The sequence below is a fragment of the Pseudomonas sp. BF-R-26 genome, from assembly GCF_019947395.1.
GTDB lineage: Bacteria > Pseudomonadota > Gammaproteobacteria > Pseudomonadales > Pseudomonadaceae > Aquipseudomonas > Aquipseudomonas farris.
Genome location: NZ_JAGYGK010000021.1, coordinates 65,647 through 91,366, shown reverse-complemented (window position 1 = coordinate 91,366; position 25,720 = coordinate 65,647). Strand labels below are relative to the sequence as shown.

The 25,720-nt window shown below is 59.1% G+C and carries 26 protein-coding genes and 1 pseudogene; 16 read left to right on the top strand and 11 right to left on the bottom strand.

The features are described from left to right. Positions 1–163: 163 nt before the first annotated feature. Positions 164–1,786: an MFS transporter gene (locus KGB18_RS26885; protein WP_223570765.1), complete on the top strand. Its 1,623-nt coding sequence runs from the start codon at positions 164–166 to the stop codon at positions 1,784–1,786. Between the two features lie 241 nt (positions 1,787–2,027). Here KGB18_RS26885 and KGB18_RS26880 read toward each other — a convergent pair whose 3' ends face one another. After that, positions 2,028–2,390, bottom strand: a complete 363-nt coding sequence (locus tag KGB18_RS26880) for a DUF427 domain-containing protein (protein ID WP_007907061.1) — start codon at positions 2,388–2,390, stop codon at positions 2,028–2,030. A 148-nt stretch (positions 2,391–2,538) separates the two neighbouring features. On the opposite strand from KGB18_RS26880, the gene KGB18_RS26875 reads away from it, so the two are divergent. The 5 genes from KGB18_RS26875 (at position 2,539) to KGB18_RS26855 (ending at position 7,037) form a co-directional block, all read left to right on the top strand. Next, positions 2,539–2,868, top strand: a complete 330-nt coding sequence (locus KGB18_RS26875) for a DHCW motif cupin fold protein (protein WP_007907062.1) — start codon at positions 2,539–2,541, stop codon at positions 2,866–2,868. Positions 2,869–2,983: 115 nt separating this feature from the next. Continuing rightward, positions 2,984–4,924: a DNA topoisomerase III gene (locus KGB18_RS26870; protein ID WP_223570769.1), complete on the top strand. Its 1,941-nt coding sequence runs from the start codon at positions 2,984–2,986 to the stop codon at positions 4,922–4,924. A gap of 320 nt (positions 4,925–5,244) precedes the next feature. Continuing rightward, positions 5,245–5,817: a GNAT family N-acetyltransferase gene (locus tag KGB18_RS26865; protein WP_223570764.1), complete on the top strand. Its 573-nt coding sequence runs from the start codon at positions 5,245–5,247 to the stop codon at positions 5,815–5,817. Positions 5,818–6,281: 464 nt separating this feature from the next. Beyond that, positions 6,282–6,611, top strand: a complete 330-nt coding sequence (locus KGB18_RS26860) for a hypothetical protein (RefSeq protein WP_123719150.1) — start codon at positions 6,282–6,284, stop codon at positions 6,609–6,611. Between the two features lie 126 nt (positions 6,612–6,737). After that, positions 6,738–7,037 carry a hypothetical protein gene (locus tag KGB18_RS26855; protein ID WP_008072021.1) on the top strand — a complete coding sequence of 100 codons (300 nt, stop codon included), beginning with the start codon at positions 6,738–6,740 and terminating at the stop codon, positions 7,035–7,037. On the opposite strand, the gene cynR is transcribed toward KGB18_RS26855, so the two are convergent. Beyond that, complete coding sequence (gene cynR / locus KGB18_RS26850) at positions 7,023–7,928, bottom strand: transcriptional regulator CynR (RefSeq protein WP_223570763.1); 906 nt, start codon at positions 7,926–7,928, stop codon at positions 7,023–7,025. The two genes, KGB18_RS26855 and cynR, sit on opposite strands and share 15 nt — an antisense overlap. A gap of 118 nt (positions 7,929–8,046) precedes the next feature. Between cynR and cynS the strand changes: the two genes are divergently transcribed. Then, the gene (gene cynS, locus KGB18_RS26845) at positions 8,047–8,514 is read left to right on the top strand and encodes a cyanase (protein ID WP_223570762.1); all 468 of its coding nucleotides are present in this window, start codon (positions 8,047–8,049) and stop codon (positions 8,512–8,514) included. A 189-nt stretch (positions 8,515–8,703) separates the two neighbouring features. Beyond that, positions 8,704–9,363, top strand: coding sequence for a carbonic anhydrase (locus KGB18_RS26840; RefSeq protein ID WP_123719147.1), 660 nt, complete (start codon positions 8,704–8,706; stop codon positions 9,361–9,363). Between the two features lie 107 nt (positions 9,364–9,470). Here KGB18_RS26840 and KGB18_RS26835 read toward each other — a convergent pair whose 3' ends face one another. The 4 genes from KGB18_RS26835 to glsB all read right to left on the bottom strand — a co-directional run bounded on the left by KGB18_RS26835 (position 9,471) and on the right by glsB (position 13,781). Next, a complete protein-coding gene (locus tag KGB18_RS26835; protein WP_123719146.1) occupies positions 9,471–9,821 on the bottom strand; it encodes a BON domain-containing protein in 351 nt (116 codons plus the stop codon). A 258-nt stretch (positions 9,822–10,079) separates the two neighbouring features. Then, positions 10,080–11,582, bottom strand: coding sequence for an aldehyde dehydrogenase family protein (locus KGB18_RS26830; protein WP_223570761.1), 1,503 nt, complete (start codon positions 11,580–11,582; stop codon positions 10,080–10,082). A gap of 83 nt (positions 11,583–11,665) precedes the next feature. Continuing rightward, positions 11,666–12,784 (bottom strand): DUF3616 domain-containing protein, encoded by a 1,119-nt coding sequence (locus tag KGB18_RS26825; protein ID WP_223570760.1) that lies wholly within the window; start codon positions 12,782–12,784, stop codon positions 11,666–11,668. Positions 12,785–12,872: 88 nt separating this feature from the next. Beyond that, on the bottom strand, positions 12,873–13,781 hold the full coding sequence (glsB, locus tag KGB18_RS26820; protein WP_123719143.1) for a glutaminase B: 909 nt from the start codon (positions 13,779–13,781) through the stop codon (positions 12,873–12,875). A gap of 229 nt (positions 13,782–14,010) precedes the next feature. Here glsB and KGB18_RS26815 point away from each other — a divergent pair, with 229 nt between their 5' ends. The 5 genes from KGB18_RS26815 (at position 14,011) to arsN2 (ending at position 17,910) form a co-directional block, all read left to right on the top strand. Next, the gene (locus tag KGB18_RS26815; RefSeq protein ID WP_223570759.1) at positions 14,011–14,640 is read left to right on the top strand and encodes a ferric reductase-like transmembrane domain-containing protein; all 630 of its coding nucleotides are present in this window, start codon (positions 14,011–14,013) and stop codon (positions 14,638–14,640) included. A 227-nt stretch (positions 14,641–14,867) separates the two neighbouring features. Next, on the top strand, positions 14,868–15,383 hold the full coding sequence (locus KGB18_RS26810) for a DoxX family protein (RefSeq protein ID WP_223570758.1): 516 nt from the start codon (positions 14,868–14,870) through the stop codon (positions 15,381–15,383). Positions 15,384–15,430: 47 nt separating this feature from the next. Next, positions 15,431–16,129 (top strand): dienelactone hydrolase family protein, encoded by a 699-nt coding sequence (locus tag KGB18_RS26805; protein ID WP_123719140.1) that lies wholly within the window; start codon positions 15,431–15,433, stop codon positions 16,127–16,129. Between the two features lie 61 nt (positions 16,130–16,190). Beyond that, positions 16,191–17,378 carry an MFS transporter gene (locus KGB18_RS26800; RefSeq protein WP_223570757.1) on the top strand — a complete coding sequence of 396 codons (1,188 nt, stop codon included), beginning with the start codon at positions 16,191–16,193 and terminating at the stop codon, positions 17,376–17,378. 61 nt (positions 17,379–17,439) lie between these two features. Then, a complete protein-coding gene (gene arsN2 / locus KGB18_RS26795) occupies positions 17,440–17,910 on the top strand; it encodes an arsenic resistance N-acetyltransferase ArsN2 (protein ID WP_317850986.1) in 471 nt (156 codons plus the stop codon). A gap of 13 nt (positions 17,911–17,923) precedes the next feature. On the opposite strand, the gene KGB18_RS26790 is transcribed toward arsN2, so the two are convergent. Continuing rightward, complete coding sequence (locus KGB18_RS26790; RefSeq protein WP_223570756.1) at positions 17,924–18,322, bottom strand: DUF1801 domain-containing protein; 399 nt, start codon at positions 18,320–18,322, stop codon at positions 17,924–17,926. A 229-nt stretch (positions 18,323–18,551) separates the two neighbouring features. Here KGB18_RS26790 and KGB18_RS26785 point away from each other — a divergent pair, with 229 nt between their 5' ends. Then, complete coding sequence (locus KGB18_RS26785; protein WP_223570755.1) at positions 18,552–19,034, top strand: cupin domain-containing protein; 483 nt, start codon at positions 18,552–18,554, stop codon at positions 19,032–19,034. Between the two features lie 18 nt (positions 19,035–19,052). On the opposite strand, the gene KGB18_RS26780 is transcribed toward KGB18_RS26785, so the two are convergent. Then, entirely contained in the window at positions 19,053–20,405 is a 1,353-nt protein-coding gene (locus KGB18_RS26780) for a dicarboxylate/amino acid:cation symporter (RefSeq protein WP_223570754.1), read from the bottom strand. Between the two features lie 107 nt (positions 20,406–20,512). After that, positions 20,513–21,568 carry a tartrate dehydrogenase gene (locus tag KGB18_RS26775; RefSeq protein ID WP_223570753.1) on the bottom strand — a complete coding sequence of 352 codons (1,056 nt, stop codon included), beginning with the start codon at positions 21,566–21,568 and terminating at the stop codon, positions 20,513–20,515. A gap of 137 nt (positions 21,569–21,705) precedes the next feature. Between KGB18_RS26775 and KGB18_RS26770 the strand changes: the two genes are divergently transcribed. Beyond that, positions 21,706–22,629, top strand: a complete 924-nt coding sequence (locus tag KGB18_RS26770; protein ID WP_223570752.1) for a LysR family transcriptional regulator — start codon at positions 21,706–21,708, stop codon at positions 22,627–22,629. Positions 22,630–22,654: 25 nt separating this feature from the next. Here KGB18_RS26770 and KGB18_RS26765 read toward each other — a convergent pair whose 3' ends face one another. Together KGB18_RS26765 and KGB18_RS26760 are read right to left on the bottom strand one after the other, a co-directional pair. Further along, on the bottom strand, positions 22,655–23,935 hold the full coding sequence (locus tag KGB18_RS26765) for a flavohemoglobin expression-modulating QEGLA motif protein (protein ID WP_223570751.1): 1,281 nt from the start codon (positions 23,933–23,935) through the stop codon (positions 22,655–22,657). Between the two features lie 78 nt (positions 23,936–24,013). After that, positions 24,014–25,533: pseudogene (locus tag KGB18_RS26760) on the bottom strand (MFS transporter). Between KGB18_RS26760 and KGB18_RS26755 the strand changes: the two are divergent. Beyond that, positions 25,442–25,720 (top strand): hypothetical protein, encoded by a 279-nt coding sequence (locus KGB18_RS26755; protein ID WP_223570770.1) that lies wholly within the window; start codon positions 25,442–25,444, stop codon positions 25,718–25,720. The pseudogene KGB18_RS26760 and the gene KGB18_RS26755 sit on opposite strands and share 92 nt — an antisense overlap.

The window sequence follows — 25,720 nt, the reverse complement described above, 5'->3', positions numbered from 1 at the left end:
GGCGGTGTGACATTCAACATCACTGTTGACTGAACCACCGCCATCGCGGGCAAGCCCGCTCCCACAGGGATTGCATTAGATTCACGGACATCGAGCATTACCCCTGCAAGGAACACGCAACACCAGTGGAACAACAAAAACAATCACTGTGAGGGATACCGATATGTCAGAACATGTTCAGCCCCTGGAAGCCATCCGCAGCGCCGGCACCAGTCAGGAAACCCAGAAAGTCATCTTCGCCTCGTCCCTCGGGACGGTGTTCGAGTGGTACGACTTTTTCCTCTACGGCGCCCTCGCGGCGGTCATCAGCAAACAATTCTTCGCCGGGGTCAACGACACCACGGCGTTCATCTTTGCGCTAATGGCCTTCGCCGCCGGCTTCATCGTGCGGCCGTTCGGTGCGCTGGTGTTCGGACGGTTGGGGGACATGATCGGGCGCAAATACACCTTCCTCGCGACCATCGTCCTCATGGGCCTGGCGACGTTCTGCGTCGGCTTGCTGCCGACTTACGCGAGTATCGGCATTGCCGCGCCGATCATCCTCGTGGTGCTGCGCATGCTTCAGGGTCTGGCGCTGGGCGGTGAGTATGGCGGCGCTGCCACTTACGTCGCCGAACACGCGCCGATGGGCAAACGCGGTTTCCACACCAGCTGGATTCAGTCCACCGCCACCCTCGGCTTGCTGCTGTCGCTGCTGGTGGTGCTCGGCTGCCGCCACTTCACCGGTGACCAGTTCGAAGTCTGGGGCTGGCGCATTCCGTTTCTGTTTTCGATCGTGCTGCTGGGCATCTCGACCTGGATTCGCCTGAGCCTGCATGAGTCGCCTGCGTTCGTGAAAATGAAAGAGGAAGGCAAGCTCTGCAAGTCGCCGCTGCGCGATTCCTTCGGCAAATGGGACAACCTTAAAGTGGTGCTGATTGCGCTGTTCAGCATCAACGCCGGGCAAGCGGTGACCTTCTACGCGGCGCAGTTCTATGTGCTGTTCTTCCTCACCCAATTCCTGAAAATGGACCCGGCCCTGGCCAACAGTCTGCTGATCGTCAGCGTGATCATTGGCGCACCGTTCTTCATCTTTTTTGGCTGGCTGTCGGACAAGGTCGGGCGCAAACCAGTGCTGATGATTGGCCTGTTGCTGGCCACCGCACTGTACTTCCCGATCTTCAAGACCCTGGCTCATTACGCCAACCCGGCCATCGACCAGGCCAGCCGCCAGGCACCGATCACCGTGCTGGCCGACCCGGCCACCTGCACCTTCCAGTTCGACCCGGTCGGCAAGGCTAAATTTGATAGCCCGTGCGACAAGGTCAAAACCTTCCTGGTCAAACAAGGCCTGCCCTACAACAGCGAAGCGGCTCCGGCCGGCAGCGCCGTGCAGATCAGCATCGGCGAGGTGAAAATCGATGGTTACGACGAAGCGGCCCTGCGCGGCGCGGTGACCCTGGCCGGCTATCCGTCGCAAGCCGACACCCAGCTGATCAACAAACCGATGATCGTGGCGCTGATCGTCGCGCTGATCATCATCTCCGCCATGTGCTACGGCCCGCTGGCGGCGCTGATGGTCGAACTGTTCCCGACCCGTATCCGCTACACCTCCATGTCCCTGCCCTACCACATCGGCAACGGCTGGTTTGGTGGTTTCCTGCCGACGGTGTCGTTTGCCCTGGTGGTGTACACCGGAGATATTTTCTATGGGCTGTGGTACCCGGTGGTGATTACCGGGGTGAGCCTGGTGGTGGGAATGATCTGTTTGCGTGAGACCAAGAATGTGGATCTGGACAAGAACTGACGGCTAGCAGGAGGTTTGTGTGTGGCGAGGAGACTTGCTCCTCGCCAATCAGCCAAGCCGTCATGCGATCTGTAGCAGCTGGCGAAGCCTGCGTTCGGCTGTAGCAGCTGTCGAGCCCCAGCGAGGCTGCGAAGCAGTCGTAAAACCAAAGATTGCGGTACGTCAGGCAGACCGCGCTAGCCGAATTCACGACTGCTTCGCAGCCGAACGCAGCCTCGCCGGCTCGGCAGCTGCTACAACCTCAGGTATCAAGCACCTCAAACGTCACTTCTTCAGGATAAAACGCCACATACCCGCCAATCTGCGCAACCGACACCTTCGGGTGCTCATAACTCCATACCGCATTGGCGCCTTCATGCCCGGGGATTTGCAGGCTGAAATAGCTGGCATCGCCCTTGTACGGGCAATAGCTGGTGTGGTCGGTGCGGGCGAAATATTGTTCGGCGATGTCCTCCCGGGGGATGTAGTACACCGGAGGATAATTGGCCTCATGCATGACCAGCGCCCGAGTGGATGACGCCACTTGAATGCCATGGAACTTCACCACCACGCAGCCGGGTTGAGGGCTGATGGCGATGGGATTACCGGGTCCGGGGGCTTTCATAGAGTAGGATCCTCTGTCGCTGCTGCGCTGTATCCGCGCTCCGACAGGTATACCTCATGTTTCGGCCTCGCGACTGCTTCACAGCCGAACGGAGCTTGCTTGGGCTACAGTGAGGTCCCAAAACAGCACGCCCCATCAGGAGAGCAGCATGGACATTGCCAACATCCCCTTCGGCACCACCGACTGGTCGCAAATCGAACCCACCGAGCACCCGGGCGAGACTGGCAGCGCCCTGTGGCGCACCCGGCAGTTCGGCGCGATTCGTGCGCGTATCGTCGAATACACGCCGGGGTATCTGGCCGATCACTGGTGCTCAAAGGGGCATGTGCTGTTTTGCCTGGAGGGAGAACTGCACACCGAACTGGAAGATGGTCGAGTCTTCGTTCTCACGCCGGGCATGAGCTATCAAGTGGCGGACAATGCCGAAGCGCATCGCTCATCCACCGCCATTGGCGCCAGGTTGTTTGTGGTGGATTGACCGCTGTCATCAAGCGCAACAGCTTAAGCTGTACATCCATACAGATAAAGATTGCTCCATCGCTCATCAGCCGCCATTCTGTGCACCTCTCGAACACTGATTGATGATGGTGGTTATGCAGCTGTACCTCTGTGAAAAACCCTCCCAGGCCAAAGACATCGCGGCCGTGCTCGGCGCCAAGCGCCGGGGCGACGGCTGCTGGCTGGGAACGGGCGTCACGGTGACCTGGTGCATCGGCCATCTGCTGGAAACCGCACCGCCGGATGCCTATGACGCGCGTTACAAGCGCTGGGTGCTGGCGGATCTGCCGATCATTCCCGAAAAGTGGAAGATGACCGTCAAACCGCGCACGGCCAGCCAGTACAAGGCGGTCAAACGCTTGCTCGGCGAGGCCAGTGAACTGGTGATTGCGACCGACGCCGACCGTGAGGGCGAGATGATCGCCCGGGAGCTGGTGGAGCATTGCCGTTATCGCGGGCCGATCCGGCGCCTGTGGCTGTCGGCGCTGGACGACGCATCGATCCGCAAGGCCCTGGCGGCGCTCAAGCCTGGGGCCGAGACGTTCAGCCTTTATCATTCGGCATTGGGGCGCTCCCGGGCCGACTGGTTGATCGGAATGAACATGAGTCGGCTGTTCACCCTGCTGGGGCGTCAGTCCGGCTATCAGGGTGTATTGCCGGTCGGTCGGGTGCAGACACCAACCTTGCGCCTGGTGGTGGACCGCGACCGCAGCATTGCCGATTTCGTCCCGGTCGCCTATTGGGCGATCGATGTGCAACTGCTGCACGACGGCACCGCGTTCACCGCCCAATGGCGTGCGGCCTCCGACGTTTGCGACGATCAGGACCGCTGCCTGAATCAGGCGCTGGCTCAGAAAGCGGCTGCGGCCATTGGCGGTGCAGCGAGCGCGCGGGTGATCAAACTGCGCACCGAGCGGATGCGCGAAGTCGCGCCTTTGCCGTTCGATCTGGGCACGTTGCAGGAAGTCTGCTCGAAGAAGCTCGGGCTCGGTGCTCAGGAAACCCTCGATATCGCCCAGGCACTGTATGAAACCCACAAAGTCATTACCTACCCGCGTAGCGACTGCGGCTACCTACCCCTGAGTCAGCACAGCGAAGCCCCGGGTATTCTGACGGCGCTTCGGCAAGCCGACCCGGCCCTGAACGCCTTGCACGATCACCTGGAGCCCCAGCGCCGCTCACGGGCCTGGAACGATGCCAAGGTCAGCGCTCACCACGGCATCATCCCCACGGCAGCGGCGAAAAACCTCGAGCGACTGGTAGGCAAACAACGGGCGGTCTACACCCTGATTCGTGCGCGTTATCTGGCGCAGTTCCTGCCCAACCATGAGTACGACCGGACTCAGGCCGACTTCGACTGTGCCGGTGAAGCCTTGCGCGCCGTGGGCAAGCAGATTGTCGAGCCCGGCTGGAAACGCGCCCTGCCCGAAGCTCTCGCGCCTGCCAAGGGGCGCGAAGCACCGGCGCCGCAAACACTGCCGGCACTGGCCGAAGGGCGTGACTGCGCGGTGGCCGATGTGAAGCTCAAGGACCTCTGGACCCAACCGCCCAAGCCGTTCACCGAAGGCGATCTGATCAAGGCGATGAAGAACGTCGCCAAACTGGTGGAAGATCCACTGCTCAAGCAAAAGCTCAAGGACACCACCGGCATTGGCACCGAAGCCACCCGCGCCTCGATCATCCAGGGCCTGCTGGACCGCGGCTACCTGATCAAGAACGGCAAGGCCCTGGCCGCGACGCCGGCAGCGTTCAGCCTGATCGACGCCGTGCCGCGCGCGATTGCCGATCCCGGAACCACGGCAATCTGGGAACAGGCCCTGGACATGGTGCAGAGCGGTGAAATGAGCCTGGAAGAATTCGTCACCAAACAGGCTGCATGGATGAGCAAGCAAGTGGCCCGTTGCGCCGGCCTGAACCTGACCATCAGCGGGCCGGCAAGCCCGGCCGGGCGCGGCGCCACACCGTGGAAAAACAAACGCAAACCGGCCAAACGCAAGCCCTCGACCGGTACCAAACGTGCGGCGAAACCAAGTTGAAACAAAGGCTGAGGGCGTGAAGAGGACATGTAGGAGCTGCCGAAGGCTGCGATCTTTTGATCTTGCCATTGCCTGTACCCGATCAATCAGCAAAGCCAAAATCAAAAGATCGCAGCCTTCGGCAGCTCCTACAAGGAACGGGGCAGCCGATTGATCGAGTTTGAGCGACCCAACACGGTCCGTGTAGGAGCTGGCGCAGCCTGCGATCTTTTGGCGTCTTGAAAGGCGCTGGAAGATCAAGATCAAAAGATCGCAGCCTTCGCCAGCTCCTACACTGATTGGCATCAGGCAACAGCCCTGCTTTCTGAAAAGGTACGACCATGACGACAATCAGAAGCCAGCCCTCAATAGAACTGCACGCCGCTCAGCGCGACGAACTGGAAACCATCGAAAACCTGATGCAGTTCTACCTCTACGATTTCAGCGAATGGCTGCCGCTGAAACTCGGAGAACATGGCTTCTTCAACATCCAGCCCAAGCTTGATTACTGGCGCAACCCGGCAACCAGGCCGTTTCTGATCAAGGTCGACGGCGAGCTTGCCGGTTTCGTGACCGTGGATAACGAAACCCATATCGTCGGCGCGGAGCACAACATCGGCTACTTTTTTGTCAGTCGACGCTTTCGTGGCCAAGGCGTCGCGAGGTTTGTCGTCTCTGCCCTCTTGAACCGGCTCCCCGGTCAATGGCAGATTTTCCACATCGATGCCAACCAGCCTGCGCGGCTGTTCTGGGCCAAGGTGATACCTGATCTCACGGGCGGTGAATTCAGCCTGCACCACCTACCGATCGACGGTTATCCGTGCACCGTTTACCGCTTTAAAAGATCACAGCCTCCAATCGCTAGCTACACCCGACTTTCTAATTCCAAAACCACTTTGTCCGACAATATGTAGTGAACAAAAATAATCACTACAAAACCGTTGACGCCTCCGATTTGCCCTTGCATGATGCAGACATCTCCCCGATCGGGAGTACAGGCAACACGTTTGAGCAAGCTCGTCTGACCGCCGAGCTGTTTTCCCCGGATACACGCTGCCCACAAGGCAGATTGAAGAAGCTGACCTGGCCTGAACGTCCAGTACAAAGGACGAGAAGCGCTAGCGATCAATCCTCATGAAGCTTGTGGCCGACCCTGAAAACGTCGGCAGTGGCCTCCAGGTTTTCGCTGCTTCTCTTCGTTGTGACGCTATTGCGTAGCAGTTATTCAACACGACTACATGCAACAGACGCGAGACCCCGTCGTATTGACGGCCGACCGCTGACGTCCTGGTTTCGGTGCCAGGGATCAACTAACCGATGGGCTACTTGTATTAGCGAATCAACTTTGAAAGATCACCAAATGGTCAAGGGGCTTACAATGAATCTGAACAATCAACCTACTATCGATGAACTGGCTCGTTTGTTCGCTGCGCAAAAAGACAGCCAGGACAGCCATATTCTGTGGATCAGCAAATCGGGCCAGGTTCATATCGACTGCCTGTCGCCCCATGCCCACGAAGAAGAGTTCGACCGGAGCAACCAGAACCTGCTCGCCCGACTGAAGATGTACCGTCGCGGCCAGGGTTATGTCGGCAAGAAAGCCGCGGCCGACAAAGACTTCATCGGGAATGTGCTGCAAACGCTGAAACAGGCGTGGGCATCGATGCAGAACCAGAACGAAGTTCGGGTGATTGATCGGTTGTATTGATATCCCCCCTCAGTAATGAAAGAAGGCCCCGCTCGGAATATCGAGCGGGGCCTTTTCGTTTATCTCGTGCGCACCAAACAAAGCTATGGTTAACCGTATGCCCTGCTGGATCCTTGGAGGCTTGCGATGAACAGAATCCTGACATTCATAGTGTTGGCGATGGCAAATGTTGCCCATGCGAACACCCTCCCTGGCATTCCCTCATTCGATGTGGACTGCCCCGGTAAAGTTGTCGTCCATGCGGATCAGGACGGTCCGGTATTGATCAACAGCAAAGAGGCGGTAACCAAAGCCATCAACGATCGCCACTTCGAAGCCAGGGGTTCGGGCATCACGATCTCGATCATCCTCGCCGATGACGATTCGGTGACCGTGTCCTCCACCGGCAAGGCTCCCAATGGGCTGTGCCAATCAGTGGATGACTGACTTCGCCGACTCGACCGCAGCCGCGCCCAACACCAGATCCATGAAGGCCACCGACGCCGCACTGTGATAGTTGTTTTTGCGCCGAAGCAGCGCGGCCCCTCGGTTGGGCGCCTCCCCCTGCAGCGGAATTTTGCGCAATGCCCGTTCCGCAGTAGCGATGGGTTCCGGCAGGATGGTGGCCATCGGCGCGTGACGAATGACCTCCAACAGCGTACTCACCGAGTTCACCTCGATCGCCACCTTGGGCGTGATGTTCTGTTGCCGAAAATACCCGTCGATGGAGGATCGGGTGATGAAGTCCGGCGTCAGCAACGCGAACTCCAGCTGCGCCACCTCCTTAGCCGATAGCGGGCTCTGGCGCTCGTACAACGGATGACTGCGCCCGACCATTACGCCCAACGTCTCGACAAACGCCGGCACGCACTCGATGTCGGGGTTTCTCACCGGGGTAAAGGCAATGGCGATGTCCAGCGAGTCATCGAGCAATCCGGCCTCGATGTCATCCATCGATAACTCGAAAATCTGCAGATGGATGTTCGGAAACTTCGCCACGTAGTCGCGCACCAATGGCCCCACCAGATACGCCATGAACGTTGGCGTCATGGCCAATCGCAAAGTGCCGCGAGACAAGTCCTTCACGTCATGCAGCGCGCGTTTCCCTGCTTCAAGTTCTACCAATACCCGACGGGCACTTTCGATATAGGCCAGCCCCGCATCGGTCGGTTTGACTGTGCGCGAGGTGCGGTCGAACAAGCTCACGCCCAACGTTTCCTCCAGTTGCCGGATCTGCTGGGACAGCGTCGGTTGGGAGACGTGCAATGCCTCGGCGGCGCGGGTAAAGCCGCCGTGGTCGGCGACTGCCAGCAAGTAGCGCAAATGTCGGAGCAGCATGGGGCACACCATCTATAGGCAGGGCTTATGCTAAGCATTATATATCGGTCTTGGACGCTATGGATCAATCGACCGAAGATTGCTCCACTTTCCAGCCACAACCGATAGGAGTCACACCATGCAACAGTCCCACGCTTACCAGGACCCGAGTCTGGCCCTGACCACTTCGATCCTCGATGCCAAGGCACGCAAGAATCTGTCCTGGCAGGATTTGAGCGATGACACCGGCCTGGGCCTGGCCTACGTCACCGCCGCCCTGCTCGGCCAGCATCCGCTGCCGGAAGCCGCCGCCAAGGTGATCGGCGAGAAACTCGAACTGGACGCCGACGCCGTGGCCCGCCTGCAGATCATTCCGCTGCGCGGCAGCCTCGCGGGTGTCCCGACCGATCCGACCATCTACCGCTTCTACGAAATGATCCAGATCTACGGCACCACGCTCAAAGCCCTGGTTCACGAGCAATTCGGCGACGGCATCATCAGCGCGATCAACTTCAAGCTGGACATGAAGAAAGTTGAAGACCCGGAAGGTGGTTCTCGCGCAGTGATTACTCTGGATGGCAAGTTCTTGCCATTGCGTCCGTTCTAAATTGATATCGGCCCGCACCCACTGGCCACCTTTAGAACGCGATACCTGTAGCAGCTGCCGAGCCCGCGAGGCTGCGTTCGAGGACGAAGTCCTCGCCGACCTATGCGTCTGCTTCGCAGCCGGACGCAGCCTCGCGGGCTCGATAGCTGCTACAGAACAGTTACCCGACTCAGACACAAGGACGCAATCATGAAAGCGCTCATCGAAGGTTTATTGAAGTTCCAGAACGAAGCCTTTGTCCAACGTACCGACCTGTTCAAACACCTGGCCACCACCCAGCATCCCGGCACTTTGTTCATCACCTGTTCCGACAGTCGTGTGGTGCCGGAACTGCTGACCCAGCAAGAGCCCGGCGAACTGTTTGTGGTGCGCAATGCCGGCAATATCGTGCCCTCTTACAGTCCGCATCCCGGCGGTGTGTCGGCCACGGTCGAATATGCGGTCGCGGTATTGGGCGTGACCGACATCGTAATCTGCGGGCATTCGGACTGTGGCGCCATGACCGCCATCGCCCAGTGCAAATGCATGGATCACCTGCCCGCCGTCAGCGGCTGGTTGCAACACGCCGAGTCGGCCAAGGTGATCAACGATTCCCGCCCTCACGCCAGCGACGCAGCCAAGGTAAGTTCGATGGTCCGGGAAAATGTCATCGCCCAACTGGCGAATATCCAGACTCACCCGAGCGTGCGCCTGGCCCAGGAAAAAGGCCTGCTGAATCTGCATGGTTGGGTTTATGACATCGAGACCGGTTCGGTCGATGCTCTGGATGCCAGCCGTCGCAACTTCGTGTCGCTGGCCGAGCACCCGGACACCTGTGCAGTGTATGGCCAAGCGGTCAAAGCCGCCTGAAGGGCTCGTCTGCCCGAGCTGCGCCAGCGTTACAAAGTGAGCACGCGCGCGACTACACCCGTCCTCGGTTCCCGACCGGGAATGTGATACTCACAAGATCATCCTTGTCATTTGTCGTCCGTCTTTGCTGACGATGGTGGCCGACGTTCAGGCGTGTCTTCAGCATTGGGCGCTTCTGGAAAACTGCCCGGCGTGAACACATGAGTGAGCAGTTCGCTGGCATCGATGTCGACGACACCATGAACCGAGCGGGCCAGAGCAACAGCATGCTCACACTGCCTGTGGGTGTTGACGCGGCCGCTCAATGCCACCCTGCCCGCATGGGTTTTGACATGGACATGCAGGCCAAGGGTTGAGTCGGCCAATGCCAGGGCCGACTTCACTCTGGTGGTAATCCACGCATCGTGAACGACCGCTTCCAGATCATGAGAGTAATGTTGAAAGGAATGAAGTTTCATGACGCAACTCTCCCTCACGTAAACAGATGCGCCGCCCGCCCCACCGCAGACACGGACACACATTAAGTATAGTGCGGCCGTTGCCTGCGGTCGGGGGGCTTTCCCTGATGCCGGTAAGATATAAGAGCGACGAATATCCTGTGGGAGCGTGGCTTGCCCGCGAAGAATGCACCGCGTTTTTTCAGGTATAACGCGTCATCGTTCTTCGCGGGCAAGCCGCGCTCCCACAGGTTTACGCGGCTGTTCTGGAGTGCCGTTTCAGCGTTTGACCGACAGATCCGTCTGCGTCATGCGGCTACGGATGGTAAATACGCCATCCCCCGACAGAATCGCGCTGCGCGCAAACAGGCGCCCACTCTCCCAGTTCGAAAGCCCCAACTCTGGCTTGTTCAGCGCGTACTGTCCATCGACCCAACGAGTAATCCCGTTGCCGACAAAAGGCGCGTTGACCGCGTTGTAGAAACGCTCCTGCGCCAGTGCATCTTCACTGATCAGCGACACGGTGAACTGCGGGCTGTAGCGGTTGAACAAAGCGATGGCCTGGTCCAGGTCGTCGACGATCTTCAGGCTGACTTCCGGGGTTTCTTCCCATTCCCACTCGCGGCCCAATTGATCCTCGGGCAGCGGTTCGGCCAACGCTTCGGTCTGATAGCCTTCGGCGCGGTACACCTCGACGCTCGCGGTCTGCCAATCGGTTGGCAAATGCTGCTCGCTACCCTCGACGATATGCAACTTGCAGCCCTGGCCCCGAGCGGTGCCGGCCTGTTGCAGTGCGTCGAGAAACAGCGGCACCAGCTCGCCGGCGCGATCGCGGTGGATCAGGCAGACGTTCAGGGTGTTGCAGACTTTGCGGTCCAGCGAGTTACGCACCACGGCGGCAAAGCGCTGGGCATCGGCGTCCTTGTCGGCGATCAGCCACGCGCCACCGGTGCCGTGCAGGCTGACCGCGGTGCCGGCCTGTTGCGCGATGCTGCCCAACTGGCTGACCGCACGTCCCGAACCACGGGCCACAGCCAATGACAGGCGTCGGTCGGCGAACATCGCCCAACCAGCGGCGTGATTGACGCTTTCCACCAGCGAAACTGCGCCGGTCGGCAATCCGGCATCAGCCAATGCAGGATTCAATGCGTGGGTGACGATGGCCTGGGCGGTGCCCAACGCATCGCTGCCAATGCGCAGCACCGCGGTGTTACCGGTACGCAATACACCGGCGGCGTCGGCAAAGACATTCGGCCGGCCTTCAAACACGAACGCGACGATGCCCAGCGGCGAGACCACTTGCTCGACTTTCCAGCCGTCGTGCTCGACGCAACTCACAACCTTGCCGCGGGTGGCCGGTGCATCACGCCAGGCCCTGAGGCCGGCGATCATGTCGCCGCGCATGCGTTCATCGGCGAGCAACCGCGTGGTAGAGCGCCCGCGCGCCTTGGCCCGCTCGATGTCGGCCAGGTTGGCGGCCGCAATCAAGGCCCAGCATTCAGGCGTTTCCAGGCGTTGGGCAAAGTGATCGAAGAACTCGCTGATGGCGTGATCCGAGACGCCGGACATCGCAGCGAACGCCGCTTCAGCGCGTTCGATGGCGACCGCCGCCGCTTGCTGGTCCGCCACCGGAATCAGCAACAATTCGCCGCTGACCTGCTCTACCAGCAGATGGTCGCCGGGCTGAAAGCGCGCCGCCAGTTCGGGGCTGACGACAGTGACACGATTACCGGCAAAAGGGATTGGCGTGCCAGCGACTAGACGTTCGAGCGCAAGAGACATGAAACGGTTTCACCATGCAGGAGAGCGGCCAGAAAATGTATAGGAAAATCCGTGGAGCGTCATTCACCGGGGTGCAGTGGCGGTTACTTTTTCGCAAGTCGAAATACATCTTGCTCCAGGCGATTGCTCCCCTGTTTGCGCCACGCGGCGTTCGCGTCATAGACCACCAGCAGCAAGGGCTCTTCTTCGCCGGTGGTGCTGACAAAGGTCAGTCCTTCGGCATGATCGCGGCCTTTATCCTCTCCTTGTCCGTAAGGAACCTCCAGAACCGGCGTCAATTGTTCGCTGAAGACAAAACTTTCGTCTGTTGGCCTGGCGCCGTCGTGCCATCGAAATAAGCTGACAGGCCCGTCGAGGTTCATCGTCGGCCCGGCCAGGATCAACATGTCGTCACCATCGATGCATAAGTCCCTGACGCCGAGTCCATCCAGCTGGAGAAAATGCTTTCGATATTTGCGCCCCTTGGGCCCGATTTTTTTCAGCGTCAGTGTGTGAGCAGCATCGGGATGGTCTTCGGGTTCGACCTCCAGAACAATGGTCCAGCCCCGCAACACCGGCCCTCGCAACCCGATAAAAACACGCTTGCCGTTGATCTCAAGACCTTCGGTATCGAACCCGTTGTCCTTGCCGGGAATGTGCAGAAATGCCCCCACATGCTCGTCGTCCTTGAGCTCATCGAGTAATTCGTTACCCAGTTGATTGCCGGCCAATTGGGCGGCAACCCGATCATCGCCGGCGGTGCTCTTCACCAAAGTGAACGTCCCGTTTTCTTCGACCACCGGAATCCTGGCCAGGAGAAAACGATTGCCATCGCTGCTGACAGTTGCCAGACGCTCGGCGTTTTTCTTCAGGGACTTGGTGCTATCGGGTTTTTTCCGTTTCAGGCTATGAGACCCCACAACCCAGAGATACCCCGTGTCGCGGTCGTAACTCATGCCTTCCAGGTCTGCTTCAACGAATTCTTCGCCAATCGTCGGGATGACCGGCAGCGTCAACAGGGACGCCAACGGGAATTGTTTGTGCTGGTCAAACAGAAACTCGCCCGCACCGACGCGCTCACGCAAGGTGAAGCGCTCCAGACTCAAGGATTCATCATTGGCGACCCACAGGGTGTCGCCTATCTGGACCACGGCAGACAACCCTTTGCGCATATGAGTGTCCGGGTCATTGAAGACTAGAAGCGCGGAACCGAAATTCACCATGAAGTCACCCGCCCCTTCACCCGTTCGGGTGAGTCAAAGAATGCCTGCTTCACGGTAGCGGTCATCGAGCGCTAGTCAAGAAATGCCATCAGAACACCGACCAGCCAATCCGCTGACTCAACAATTCCAGCGCGGCCATGCCAGCGAGGGAGTTGCCGGCAGCGTTCAATTCCGGAGACCAGACGCACACCGTGAATTGCCCCGGCACCACCGCGACGATGCCCCCGCCCACGCCGCTCTTGCCCGGCAGACCGACGCGATAGGCAAAATTGCCCGCTTCGTCGTACAGCCCGCTGGTGGCCATGATCGAGTTGACTTGCTGGGTTTGGCGGGCGCTGAGGATCTGGGCGCCGCTGTGTTTGCAGAAACCGTCGTTGGCCAGAAAGCAAAACGCTCGGGCCAGATCCATACAACTCATGCGCAACGCGCAATGGCTGAAGTAGCTGCGCAGCACGGCTTCGACGTCGTTATGGAAGTTGCCGAACGATTGCATCAGATAAGCCATGGCCGCGTTGCGCGCGCGGTGCTGGTATTCCGACTCGGCGACTTTGCCGTCCACCATGACATTCGGGTTACCAGACAAACGCCGGACAAAATCGCGCATCGACAACGCCGGCGCGGCAAAACGCGACTGGTTGATGTCGCAGATCACCAGCGCACCGGCGTTGATGAAGGGATTGCGTGGGCGCCCGCGCTCGAACTCCAGCTGCACCAGTGAGTTGAACGGCTGCCCGGACGGCTCGTGGCCAAGGCGCTCCCAAATCGCTTCACCGGAATGGTCGATGGCCTGCACCAGGCTGAATACCTTGGAGATACTCTGCACCGAGAACGGCGTGTCGGCGTCTCCCGCGCAAAACAACTCGCCGTCATTGCCATACACGGCAATGCCCAACTGATTGGACGGCACGGTGCCGAGGGCGGGAATGTAGTCAGCCACTTTGCCCTGACCGATCAACGGTCGGACTGCGTCAAGGATCTCGTTCAACAGCGCTTGCATGCCGGGTTCCGAAGTCTCGCCCCATAGGATTGCGGGGACACTGTCGCTAGACGCTGCTGGTCGGCGCTGAATCACAGTTTTGTATGGGAATGTATCTGTCGCGGTCCGGGATACATGAACTTGCACCGGGCGACCTTTCGGACATACCACCCACACACCCGGTTGAAAAACTCCTGCTGTCCGCTGACCACCGGCAAAACCGGGTCGGCCCTTGCTCAGGAGTGTTGCCATGCTGACCCAAGTTCCTCGTTACCACGGCTGGTCGCTGTTTGGCCTGCTGTCCTTGCTGGTGCTGTTGATGACCGGCCTGATTCTGTTGCTGAACCCGGATCTGGTGGAAGCCACGCGCAGCGCCATTCGCGCCACCGCACGCACTTCGTTTGCACTGTTTCTCGCTGCGTTCACCGCCTCCGCGCTGGCTGTGCTGGTGCCCTCGCCTTTCACCCGATCGCTGGTGCGCGAACGACGCTTCATCGGCCTGGCCTTTGCGTTTTCCCACTTGGTACACGCCATCCTGATCTACAGCTACGGCCAATTGAACCCCGAGTTCTGGCCCGGCCGCACCACGGTCGGCAACATCCCGGGCTCGGTCGGTTACCTGTTCATCCTGCTGATGGCACTGACCTCATTCAAAACCACTGCGCGCCTGATCGGCCCCAAAGCCTGGAAAGCCCTGCACGTCAGCGGCATGTGGGTGCTCGCGGCGGTGTTTACCTATTCCAACTTCAAACGCATCCCCATGAGCGCCTGGTACGTCCTGCCGTTCGGCCTGATGTTTTCGGCAATCGTCATTCGGCTGCTGGGCAAGATTGCGTTGAAGTACAAACGGTCGGTCAGGAATGCGCTGTTGACCGAATGAAATCCCTGGAACACCACAATTCCCTGTGGGAGCGGGCTTGTGTGGCGAGGAGGCTTGCCCCCGTTGGGTCGCGAAGCGGCCCCGGCATTTAAAAGTTAAACCGCATGTAACGGGTTTACGACTGCTTCGCAGCCGAACGGGGGCAAGCCCCCTCGCCACAGTCCGCCTCCCACAATGAATGCACCTGTCGATTGGCCCCCGCCGATCAAATCCCGGAGCTCACGCCCATGAACACTTCTCTCTCATCGGCCATCAAAGGCCTGCACCTGAACCTCGACCGTGTCGGTAGCTGGATCGCGCCCCTGACCTTGCGGGTGTTTCTGGCCTGGGAATTTTTCGAGTCAGGCCTGGAAAAATGGAACGGCCAGAACTGGTTCGCCGACATCCAGCACTACTTCCCGTTTCCCTTCAACCACGTGCCCGCCACGCTGAACTGGGAACTGGCGATGTGGGCCGAATTGATCTGCGCCCTCGCTCTGCTGGTGGGCCTGGGAACACGGGTTTCGGCGATTATTCTGACCGTGGTCACGATCGTTGCGACCGCTGCCGTTCACTGGCCGGCCGATTGGTCTACATTGAGTGAACTTGCCCAGGGTTATGCCATCAGCAATAAAGGCCATGGCAACTTCAAACTGCCGCTGATCTACCTCGCAGCCCTCATGCCGTTGCTGCTCTCGGGGGCCGGCAAACTCAGCGTGGACGCGCTGTTGGCTCGATACTTCTGGCGGCGCAGTCACCGCTGATACGCCAGCGTCTCGATACCCCACCCAACTTATGTAAAGGAGCCATCATGAGCGTAACCACCCAATGGATCGAGATCACCAGCGCCGACGGCACATTCGGCGCTTACCTGGCCATTCCCCACACCCGTAAAGGTCCGGGGATTGTGCTGATTCAGGAAATCTTCGGCGTCAACGATCACATCCGCTCGGTCGCCGAGCAATACGCCGCCGACGGCTACCTGGTCATCGCGCCGGATCTATTCTGGCGCAACGGCCATCGTATCGAACTGGGCTACGACGAAGCAGGCTGGAAACGCGCCGTCGAACTGATGAATGCCACCGACACCCAAAAAGCGCAGGCCGACATCAAACTGGCCATCGACGCCCTGAAAGCACAACCAGGGCTCGACGGCAGAATCGCTTCCATCGGTTTCTGTTTCGGCGGCATGCTGTCGTACAACACTGCGGCCAACGGTTTCGTCGACGTGGCGATCGCCTACTACGGCGGCGGCATTCAGAACCAGCTGGATCGGGCCGGTGAACTCAAGGTGCCGATGCTGATGCACTTCGGCGAACAGGACAGCCATATCCCCATCGACGCCGTGAAGCAAATCGCCGAGCGTTTCGAGTTCAACGATGACGTCGATATCGAGGTTTATCCGGGGGCCGAACACGGCTTCAACTGCTCACACCGTGACAGCTACAACCAACGGGCGGCGGTCGAGGCGCATGGCAATACGTTGCTCTTTTTGAGTCAGAATCTTTAAGGCCTGATCGCCGGGGTTGGCGACATAAACAATCGGTGAGCATTCAATCCCGGAAACCCGCATGGACAACCGCTCAAAACCCAGACTGGCTTCACTGCGTATCCCCTCCACGGTCTGGGCCCTGGGTTTTGTCAGCCTGTTCATGGACCTGTCTTCAGAGCTGGTACACAGCCTGCTGCCGGTGTTTCTGGTCACAACCTTGGGCGCGAGCGCATTGACCGTCGGGGTGATCGAGGGCATCGCCGAGGCGACCGCCATGCTGACCAAGATCTTCTCCGGCGCCATCAGCGACTTTATCGGCCGGCGCAAAGGCTTGCTGTTGATGGGCTACGGTCTGGCAGCCTTGTCAAAACCGCTCTTTCCTCTCGCGCATTCGGTGGAGGTGGTGTTCACCGCGCGTTTTCTGGATCGCATTGGCAAAGGTATTCGTGGCGCGCCGCGAGATGCATTGGTCGCCGATGTCGCACCCGCCGAAATCCGTGGCGCCTGCTTTGGCTTGCGCCAATCGATGGACACCGTGGGCGCCATTCTTGGCCCGGTCCTGGCGATCGTGCTGATGCTCTGGCTCGGGCAGATCCATCTGGTGTTGTGGTTCGCGGTGATCCCGGCGGTGATATCGGTGGCGCTGATTGTCGGCGGGGTAAAAGAACCGACCGCTGCCGCTGGCGAACGCATCTTTCGCTCACCTATCCACTGGAAGGTCCTGCGGGATTTTTCGCGCGATTATTGGTGGGTGGTGATCGTCGGCGGGCTCTTCACGCTGGCCCGTTTCAGTGAAGCCTTTCTGGTTTTGAAGGCGCAACAAACAGGCCTGACGGCCACTTGGGTGCCGATGGTGATGGTGGTCATGTCGCTGCTCTATGCCGTGTCCGCCTACCCTGCCGGCTGGTTGTCCGACCGGATCAGCCGCACCAAAGTGCTATGCATCGGCATAGTCCTGCTGATCCTGGCGGACCTGTTATTGGCGCAAGCGGATTCGATCATGAGCATGCTGGCGGGCGTGGCCCTGTGGGGCCTGCACATGGGTTTCAGCCAAGGGATTCTCGCGACGCTGATCGCCGACACCGCGCCCGAACATCTCAGGGGCACGGCGTTCGGCCTGTTCAATCTGATCAGCGGCGTGTGCCTGTTGATCGCCAGTGTGCTGGCCGGCGCGCTGTGGGAGACTTCGGGCTCAGCCAGCACCTTCGTCGTCGGGGCGGGACTGGCGGCTGCGGCGTTGTTGTTGCTTCTGCTGCGTAAGCCTTAGGGGCGGTGCCAGGATTGAGCCAGTAAACATTGAGTGCCAAAAACCTGTTAATGGGGCAACGATGCGGATGATTAAAGTAGGGCCGAGCGATTTGAATCAGCTCCGTGAATCTTTGCGTGAAGCAGGACTGCCCTACGATAATATAAGCGAACCGGGGCTGCAGTTTTTCCACTTCGAAGTGGATGGGAACCGGGTTGCTTATGGAGGGCTGGAGGGTTCTGGCCCTGATCTGTTGCTTCGATCAATGGTCGTCTGTGAAACTCGTCGTGGTGAGGGGCTAGGTAAAGCCGTGTTGTCTGAACTGGAACGCCATGCCATCTCCCAAGGCGCAGTCCGACTCCACTTGCTGACCCAAAGCGCGGCTGTTTTTTTCGCAGCCAATGGCTATGAACTGCTCGATAGGCGTGAAGCGCCTGACGCAATCAGTCGAACAGCTCAGTTCCAGCATTTGTGCCCAGCGTCGGCGAGCTATCTACGAAAAACTCTAAAGGCTCCCCTTGGTACAGAGTCAGCGTTCTGCGAGACTGAATAGTGCGGTAAGTCGCTCACACTGACGTGTTAAGCGTCACCGTGGCGCGAATCAGCGCCTTCAATGCGTCTTCATCAATTCTCTCGCCCTCATGAATATCAATGGCACGTCGGGTATTGCCGTCGAGGCTGGCGTTAAACAGACCTGAAGGGTCCTCGAGCGCGGCGCCCTTGGCGAAGGTCATCTTCACCGCATTCTTGTATGTCTCGCCGGTGCAGATAATGCCGGCGTGCGACCACACCGGAACCCCTCTCCATTTCAACTCCTCGATCACGTCGGGGTCAGCCTGCTTGATAAGGGCCCTAACCCGAGCGAGCGTCTCACCCCGCCAGTCATTCAGCGCCTGGATTTTCGCCTCTATCAGCTCAGAGACAGAGCCTCCCTCCTCATCTTCCTTTATGTCGATATTCTTCATGATGGTTGTCACTTCTCAGGGCGGTCATCACGTTGCGCCGGCAGAACCGAGCTAGGACACAGTACATACCTATTCCTTATAGCACTGTTCACAATGGGTATATCCGCGATCCAGCATTCGGCTACCGTCATCGTATATGACTTGATCATGCAGGCTCTGCACCTGTGTGTTGAAGCGATGTTTGCCTCTGTTGCGATACACCCACAACCCCAGACACGAGGAAACCCTGATGAGCGCCCACAAAGCTGTCGCTGTTTTGCTGGCCTTGCTCAGCGCAGCCTCCTTGGGATATACCGCCTTGGCCGAGGAAACAGGTTTTATTGCCGCCACCTCATCCGATCTCCAGTGGAAAGCCGCTCCGGCTGTGGGGCCCGGCGCAATGATTGCAGTGATTGAAGGAAACCTGAAAGCCGCCGAGCCCTTCACCCTGCGCTTGAAGCTGCCAGCAAATACAAAAATCGGCGTGCATACACATCCTGTGACCGAACGCGTAACCGTTATCTCGGGCATCTTCTACTTCGCCACCGGAGATAAATTCGATCCAGCACGTGCCAAGGCCTATCAACCGGGTGACACCCTGATCATTCCCGTCGGAATGTCGATGTACGGCGCCAGTCGAGAACAGGAAACCGTACTCCAACTCCACGGCACGGGGCCTTGGGGGATCACCTACGTCAACCCGGCGGACGACCCCAGGAACAGCAAAATGTAGCGTCCCTCCCCAGAAATTTCACCCCTGAGAAACGCTTTTGAAATCCGGCAACCGGGGACTGTCCGTCGATGAAGGGACAGCAATAATGTCCGCTTGAACCCTCTCGCGCTTCTCCTCTACGCCCTCCCCGTTAAGCGCTTTGTGCATCTTTACCGTGTCCAGCGCCCCCACCCATTTGGCAATGGCCATTGTCCCGACGCCGTTGCCGATGGTGTTGGTGATCGCGCGCGCTTCCGACATGAACCGGTCGACGCCCAAGAGCAGCACCATGCCCGCCACCGGAATGGTGCCGAGGGACGATAACGTTGCCGCCAGAATTATGAATCCTGAACCGGTCACCCCCGCCGAGCCTTTGGATGTGAACATCAGCACCGCCAGTACGATCAACTGATCAGTCAGGGTCAGCGGGGTGTTCGTTGCTTGCGCGATGAAGATGGCGGCGATGGTGTAGTAGATCGCCTGGCCATCCGGGTTAAAGGTCAAGCCCGAGGGAATGATCATCCCGGCAACGGGTTTGGAAACACCGGCCTTTTCCATCTTGGAAATCATTTGCGGCAGCACCGATTCCGAAGAGCTGGTGCCCAGTACGGTGAACAGTTCTTCCTTGATGAATTTCAGAAACTTCCACAGGCTGAAACCGCTGTAGCGGCAGATCGGCCCGAGCACGAAGATCACGAACACCGCGCAGGTCAGGTAGACGCAAGCCATCAGTTTGCCCAAGGAGAACAGCGAGCCGAAGCCATACTTGCCAATGGTGAAGGCAATCGCTCCGAAGGCGCCAATGGGGGCCAGACGCATGACCATGTTGACGATGCGAAACATCCCCTGCATCAGACTATCCAGCGTGTCGACGAACACTTTTGCGCGCGGCCCGACGTGCGCCAGGGCAACGCCCAGCAGAATGGAGAACAGCAATATTTGCAGGACGTTGCCCTTGGCGAAGGCATCCACGATGGTGTCGGGGATGATGTTCATCACAAAGTCCATGAACGACGCATGCTTCACCGCCGTGGTGTAGGTGGCCAGGCTGGATGTATCCAGCGAGGCGACATCGATGTTCATGCCTGCACCAGGTTTGAACACATCGACCACGACCAGGCCGACGACCAGCGCCAGCGTGGAAACCACTTCGAAATAGATCAGCGCACGAAAACCAACACGCCCCAGCTCTTTCATGTTCTCCATACGTGCAATGCCCGTCACCACCGTGAGGAAAATTACCGGTGCGAGCAGCATTTTGATCAATTTGATGAACGCGTCGCCCAAGGGTTTGAGCGCTGTTCCGGTTTCGGGAACGAACACCCCGACAATGGCGCCGAGGATGACTGCGATGAGCACTTGTACGTAGAGTTTGCCAAATATTCTTTTCATGACAGGGCCCTGATTTTTTATTGTTGTCAGGAGATACCAAAGGGTCCGATCGATGATCAGCCCCCTTGGCGTTGTGCCGCAGTACTACTTTGAATCGCTGGAAAATTTCAGCGGTTGATCAAGGCGATGACGGCATCGGTGATCTGCCGGGTGGTGGCGTTACCGCCGAGATCCGGGGTATGCAGACCGCTTTCGGTCACGGCTTCGATAGCCGACATCAGCTGCTGGGCCGCGGTTGTCTCGCCCAGGTGTTCGAGCATCATCGCCGCTGTCCAAAACGTCGCGATCGGGTTGGCGACACCCTTGCCGGTGATGTCGAAGGCCGAGCCGTGGATCGGTTCGAACATCGAGGGGAATTTGCGCGAAGGGTTCAGGTTGGCGGTCGGCGCGATGCCCAGGCTGCCGGACAACGCGGCGGCCAGATCGGACAGGATGTCGGCGTGCAGGTTGGTGGCGACGATCACGTCCAGCGTCGACGGTTTAAGCACCATGCGCGTGGTCACCGCGTCGACCAGTTCCTTGTCGATCTTCACATCCGGAAAATCCTTGGCGACCTCGTAGAAAATCTCGTCCCACAACACCATGCCGTGACGCTGAGCGTTGGATTTGGTGACCATGGTCAGGTGCTTGCGAGGACGGCTCCGGGCCAGTTCGAAGGCGAAACGGTGAATACGCTCGACCCCGGCACGAGTGAACACAGACACTTCCGTGGCGACCTCTTCAGGCAGACCCCGGTGAACACGACCGCCGTTGCCGGAGTACTCGCCCTCGGAGTTTTCACGCACCACGACCCAATCGATTTGATCACCATTGAGCAGCGGGCTCTTTACCCCTGGCAATACGCGAGCCGGACGCACATTGGCGTACTGGTCGAAGCCTTGGCAGATCGGCAGACGCAAGCCCCACAGAGAGATGTGATCCGGTACGTTGAGCGCACCGACAGCACCGAAGAAAATGGCATCGAAGGTTTTCAGTTCTTCCAGACCACCTTCCGGGATGTAGTAGCCGTTTTTAAGGTAGTTGTCCGAGTTCCAGTCGAAGTGTTTGAAACCCAGTTCGAAGCCGGATTTCTTCGACAAGGCTTGCAGCACCTCGACGCCCGCGGCAATCACTTCCACACCAATACCATCACCGGGAACTGCAGCAATTTTGTATGCACTCATCGTTAACTCCACTCTCGTCACGTTCTTGTTGTGCCTGTCGAACGGGGGTGTTCAATCAGGGTGTGAGCGGAGTATATGTAGTGAGCAAATGAGCGTGAGTTACTCCAAATCACTACATAGATGAATTTGAGTTACCAATGAGTCAGACACTGGATTTGTCTTTTTTCTACCTGCTGGCCAACAAGGGCAGCCTGGCGGCGACGGCTCGAGAGCTGGGCGTGACACCGCCGGCGGTGAGCAAACGCCTGACCGCGCTGGAAGCACGACTAGGCATCCGCCTGGTCAACCGCACCACGCGCTCAATGAGTCTGACCTCGGAAGGTGAACTGTATTTTTCCCATGCCGCCCGCATCCTGACGCAGATCGATGAGGTCGAGCAGTTGCTCAGCAGCAGCCGGGCAACCCCTAAAGGCCTGATTCGCGTCAACGCGTCGCTGGGCTTCGGTCGGCGCTACATCGGCCCCGCATTGGGCGCATTCTTCGCGCAGTACCCCGAGGTGGAAATACAGCTGGAAATCAGCGATCACCCGCTCGACCTGGCGACTCACGGGTTTGACCTGGGCATTCGTTTCGGCACCCTGCCGGACGCGGCCTTCCATGCACGCAAGATCGCATCCAATCGCCGCCTGCTATGCGCTTCGCCGCTGTACCTGGAAAAGTATGGCGTGCCGCAACGTTTGGCGGATTTACAACAACACAACTGCATCTTCCTGCGACAAAACGAAACGCCCTACGGCGTGTGGAGCTTCACCAACGGCGGGCGCACGCAAAACATCAAAGTGCGCGGCGCGTTAGGCTGCAACGACGGTGAAGTGGCCCTGAATTGGGCGCTGGAAGGTTACGGAATTCTGCTTCGAGCCGAATGGGACATCGCCCGTTACGTGCGCAGTGGGCGCCTGCGCCTGGTACTGGAGGATCAGACACCGACCCGCGCCGATGTCTATGCCGTTTACCCGCAACAGTTGCACCTGTCGGCGCGAGTGCGCAGCCTGATCGATTTTCTGGTCGAGCGCTTCAAGCACATCGATCATCTGGACGAACCGGAGTCTTCGCTTGACTGAATAGGTTACATCGCCTTGGATTCATTCAAGCCAAGGCGCTGGCATCGGCTTCATGCTCGTCCGCGAAGGCCATGAGCACCTCCAGATCGAGCACATCCAGCTTGATCTGGGCGATAAAGGCCGAGAAGGCAAGATTAGCCGCAAGCCGACGCAGATCCGCGGCCCAGGCCGGGATATGAACCGGCCCCTGAAGCCAGCCGGACTCGAAGAGCGGGGCCAAACGAACGGTATCTCCCAGACTGAGGCGCCCGGCGAACAGATGGCCCACCAACTCCGGCCGATTGTCGCGAATCGCAATGCGCAACAGGGTATGAACGCCGAGCAAACCGGTCAGGTAGGCAGCATCCTTGGTGAACGCTGAACCGCCGCGCAGGTCGGCGCCGCGGAAAACCCGTTGGGTCGAGCGGAAGGACTCCTCTTGCGACTGACCGGCTGCAAGAAAGCCTTCGAATACCTGGATGAAATCGGCGCCATCCAGTGCCTGCTGGACCGCGAGCACACGCAGGGCGAGGCGGCGCAGACGGTTGATGTCCATGCTGCCGGTGAACAGCTCGGCCAGGGTGGCGATGCCCTCCTGCGTCTGGGTGGTGCGTGGCGCCCCCAGGCCCAGGCTTTTCAGGTTGGGTTGGAGCGCGCCGTTTTGTGCCGTGGCCACATGCACAAAAGCCTCATGCTGCAATAACTGGCTCTTGTCCAGCTCCGAGAACAGGGCGCTGGCACGCAGGCGGATGCGGCTCGACCCGGCGATGGCCTTGGCGGCCAGGGTGGGATCGAGCACCACCGTGATCCGGCCGGGGCCGAAGAAGCCATCCAGTTCCGGCTGCATCCAGGCGGCGAAGGCCTCAGCCGGGATCTCGGCCGGGCTCGGTGGAATCCGGGCACCACCCAGAAGCGCGTCGGTGGTCTTGAGGAAGAATTGGGCCGCGTCCAGCATGCTCAGCGTCTGGCTCGGGTAATAGAAGTCCGGGCGCCGGTACAACGCTGACGAATACTGAGTGAAAGCAGGTGTGCCAATGGCACCCAGCATGCGCCCGGCCGTGGCATAGCTGCGCGCCGTCATGGCGAGGTAGCGCCCGGCCGGATGCCCCTCATCGCAGCGACCGGAAAAGGTTTCCAGGGCGGCGATGTCCGCGCTGTGCTCGCGCGGGCGCAGCTCGACCCTGGGCAGTTCTGCATGCCCGGCGCGCCAACGCGCCAGGAATACTTCCTCGACACCATCCGGCCAGGCCAAGGCATCCAGCACGCGGATCTTGCGGACCAAACCAGGCAGAGCGGCATCGAGTTCGGACAGGGCAGCGGCGCTCACAGAACTCTCCTTGGGAGACGAGGGTCAGTGCAAAAAGTCTAGTCGTTGTCCAAGCATGGCGTAGCGACAGGTCGAGTCTTAGCCAGGCTTTTTGCTGGATGCATGGTCTTGGCCATCTTGGCACAGCCCAGTTGCGATTGACTGAGAATGCACGGTTTTGCTCGAACGAAAGACCACCCAGCTCGCCGCCACTAGCACCCATGCCGCAATACCGCCATACAGCATCACCCAGCCAAACCCATGGGCCAAAGCTGCGTTGGCGACATCGACCGGAATCGTAGTGCCCTGGCCAGTCTGTGCCAACACGGCGTTGTTGCCGGCTGAAATATTCTCCGCCAGCAACCTCAGTTGAACATCATCGGAGGAGCCAGATAACTGCTCGCGCAGGGAAGACAGGATGCCTTCCACCAAGATGAATCCCATCAGCGCGATATTGATTGCAAGGCTGATCATACGAGCGCTGATATCGATGCCCGATGCCATGCCAGCACGCTCACTGGGCACCGATCCAGTGGTGGTATTGGTGACAGGCGTATTGGTCAACCCCAGTCCGATCCCGGCGATCAGGCAGCCAGGAAGCATCGTCAGCCAGCTGGCATGCGTGACACTGCTGCCCCATTTCATCAGCAGAAATCCCAAACCTATGGTGAACAAACCTGCGGGAATCACCACGTCAGGTCGATAGCGCAGCGCCAGCCGTTCGCCGAACGGAGGGATAACCAGCGTGGCAGCGTATACGCCAGCAGTGCCAGACCGGTGCCGACACTGGCGTAGCCCAGGCTATTTTGAAAGTACAGAGGCAGGTAGATCATGAATGGCCAGAAGCTGAAGTTCATACCTGCCGACCCAAGCAAGGCACCCGAGAAACGGCGGATGCGAAATACAGAGAAGTCGAACATGGGATCGACATAGCGTCGCTGTGCAATGACAAAGACAATGAAGCTGACCATTGCCACAACCAGGCTGGCGATGGCCGAACCACTGGAGAAGCCCAGCCCCGCTCCCTGAGTGATGAACCAGGAAAGACCCAACACTGCCAGCGATAGCGAAATAATGCCCAGCACATCCAGCCTGCGACGCTGCGGGTCGCGTGACTCATCGACACCGGCGATCACCAGCACCAGCGCGAGCACGGCAATTGGCGCATGCACCAGGAACACCCATTCCCAACTCGACAACGCCACGATAGCTGCGCCGATAATCGGACCGAACCCCAGACCGATGCCGAACACGATCCCCCAGGCACTGAACGCTTTGCCGCGCGCAGCTCCCGACTGGAATCGGTGAGACAGCACTGCCACCTGACAAATCAGCATCGCACCACCGGACATGCCTTGCAGAAATCGGCTTGCGATCAACACGCTAGTGCTTTGCGCCCATCCACAGCTCAGAGAGGTAATGCCGAAAAGTACCAGGCTAATGACAAACACGCGCTTGCGCCCATACCGATCCGCCAGTGTGCCGGTGGCCATCAGCACCGTGGTGCAGGCGATGGTGTAGGCATTCATGATCCACTGCATATCTTTGAAATCGCTGCGCAGAACCGATTCAAGTGTGGGCAAGATTGCCGGAACGCTCGAGATTTCCAGGCCGAACATCAGCGAGGCCAAGCAAACGGCGGCTATTGTGAAAACATCCTTTTGCGAAGAAGAGAACTGCATCGTGATCTTCCAGATCAAGTTGATGGGCACTGGCAAGGCCGCCCCAAGGGGAGTTGGCGCGATAGCCTCACCAGCATCACCAGACATAACTCCAAGTGACTGGCCGCATTCTGGAAGTAATTAA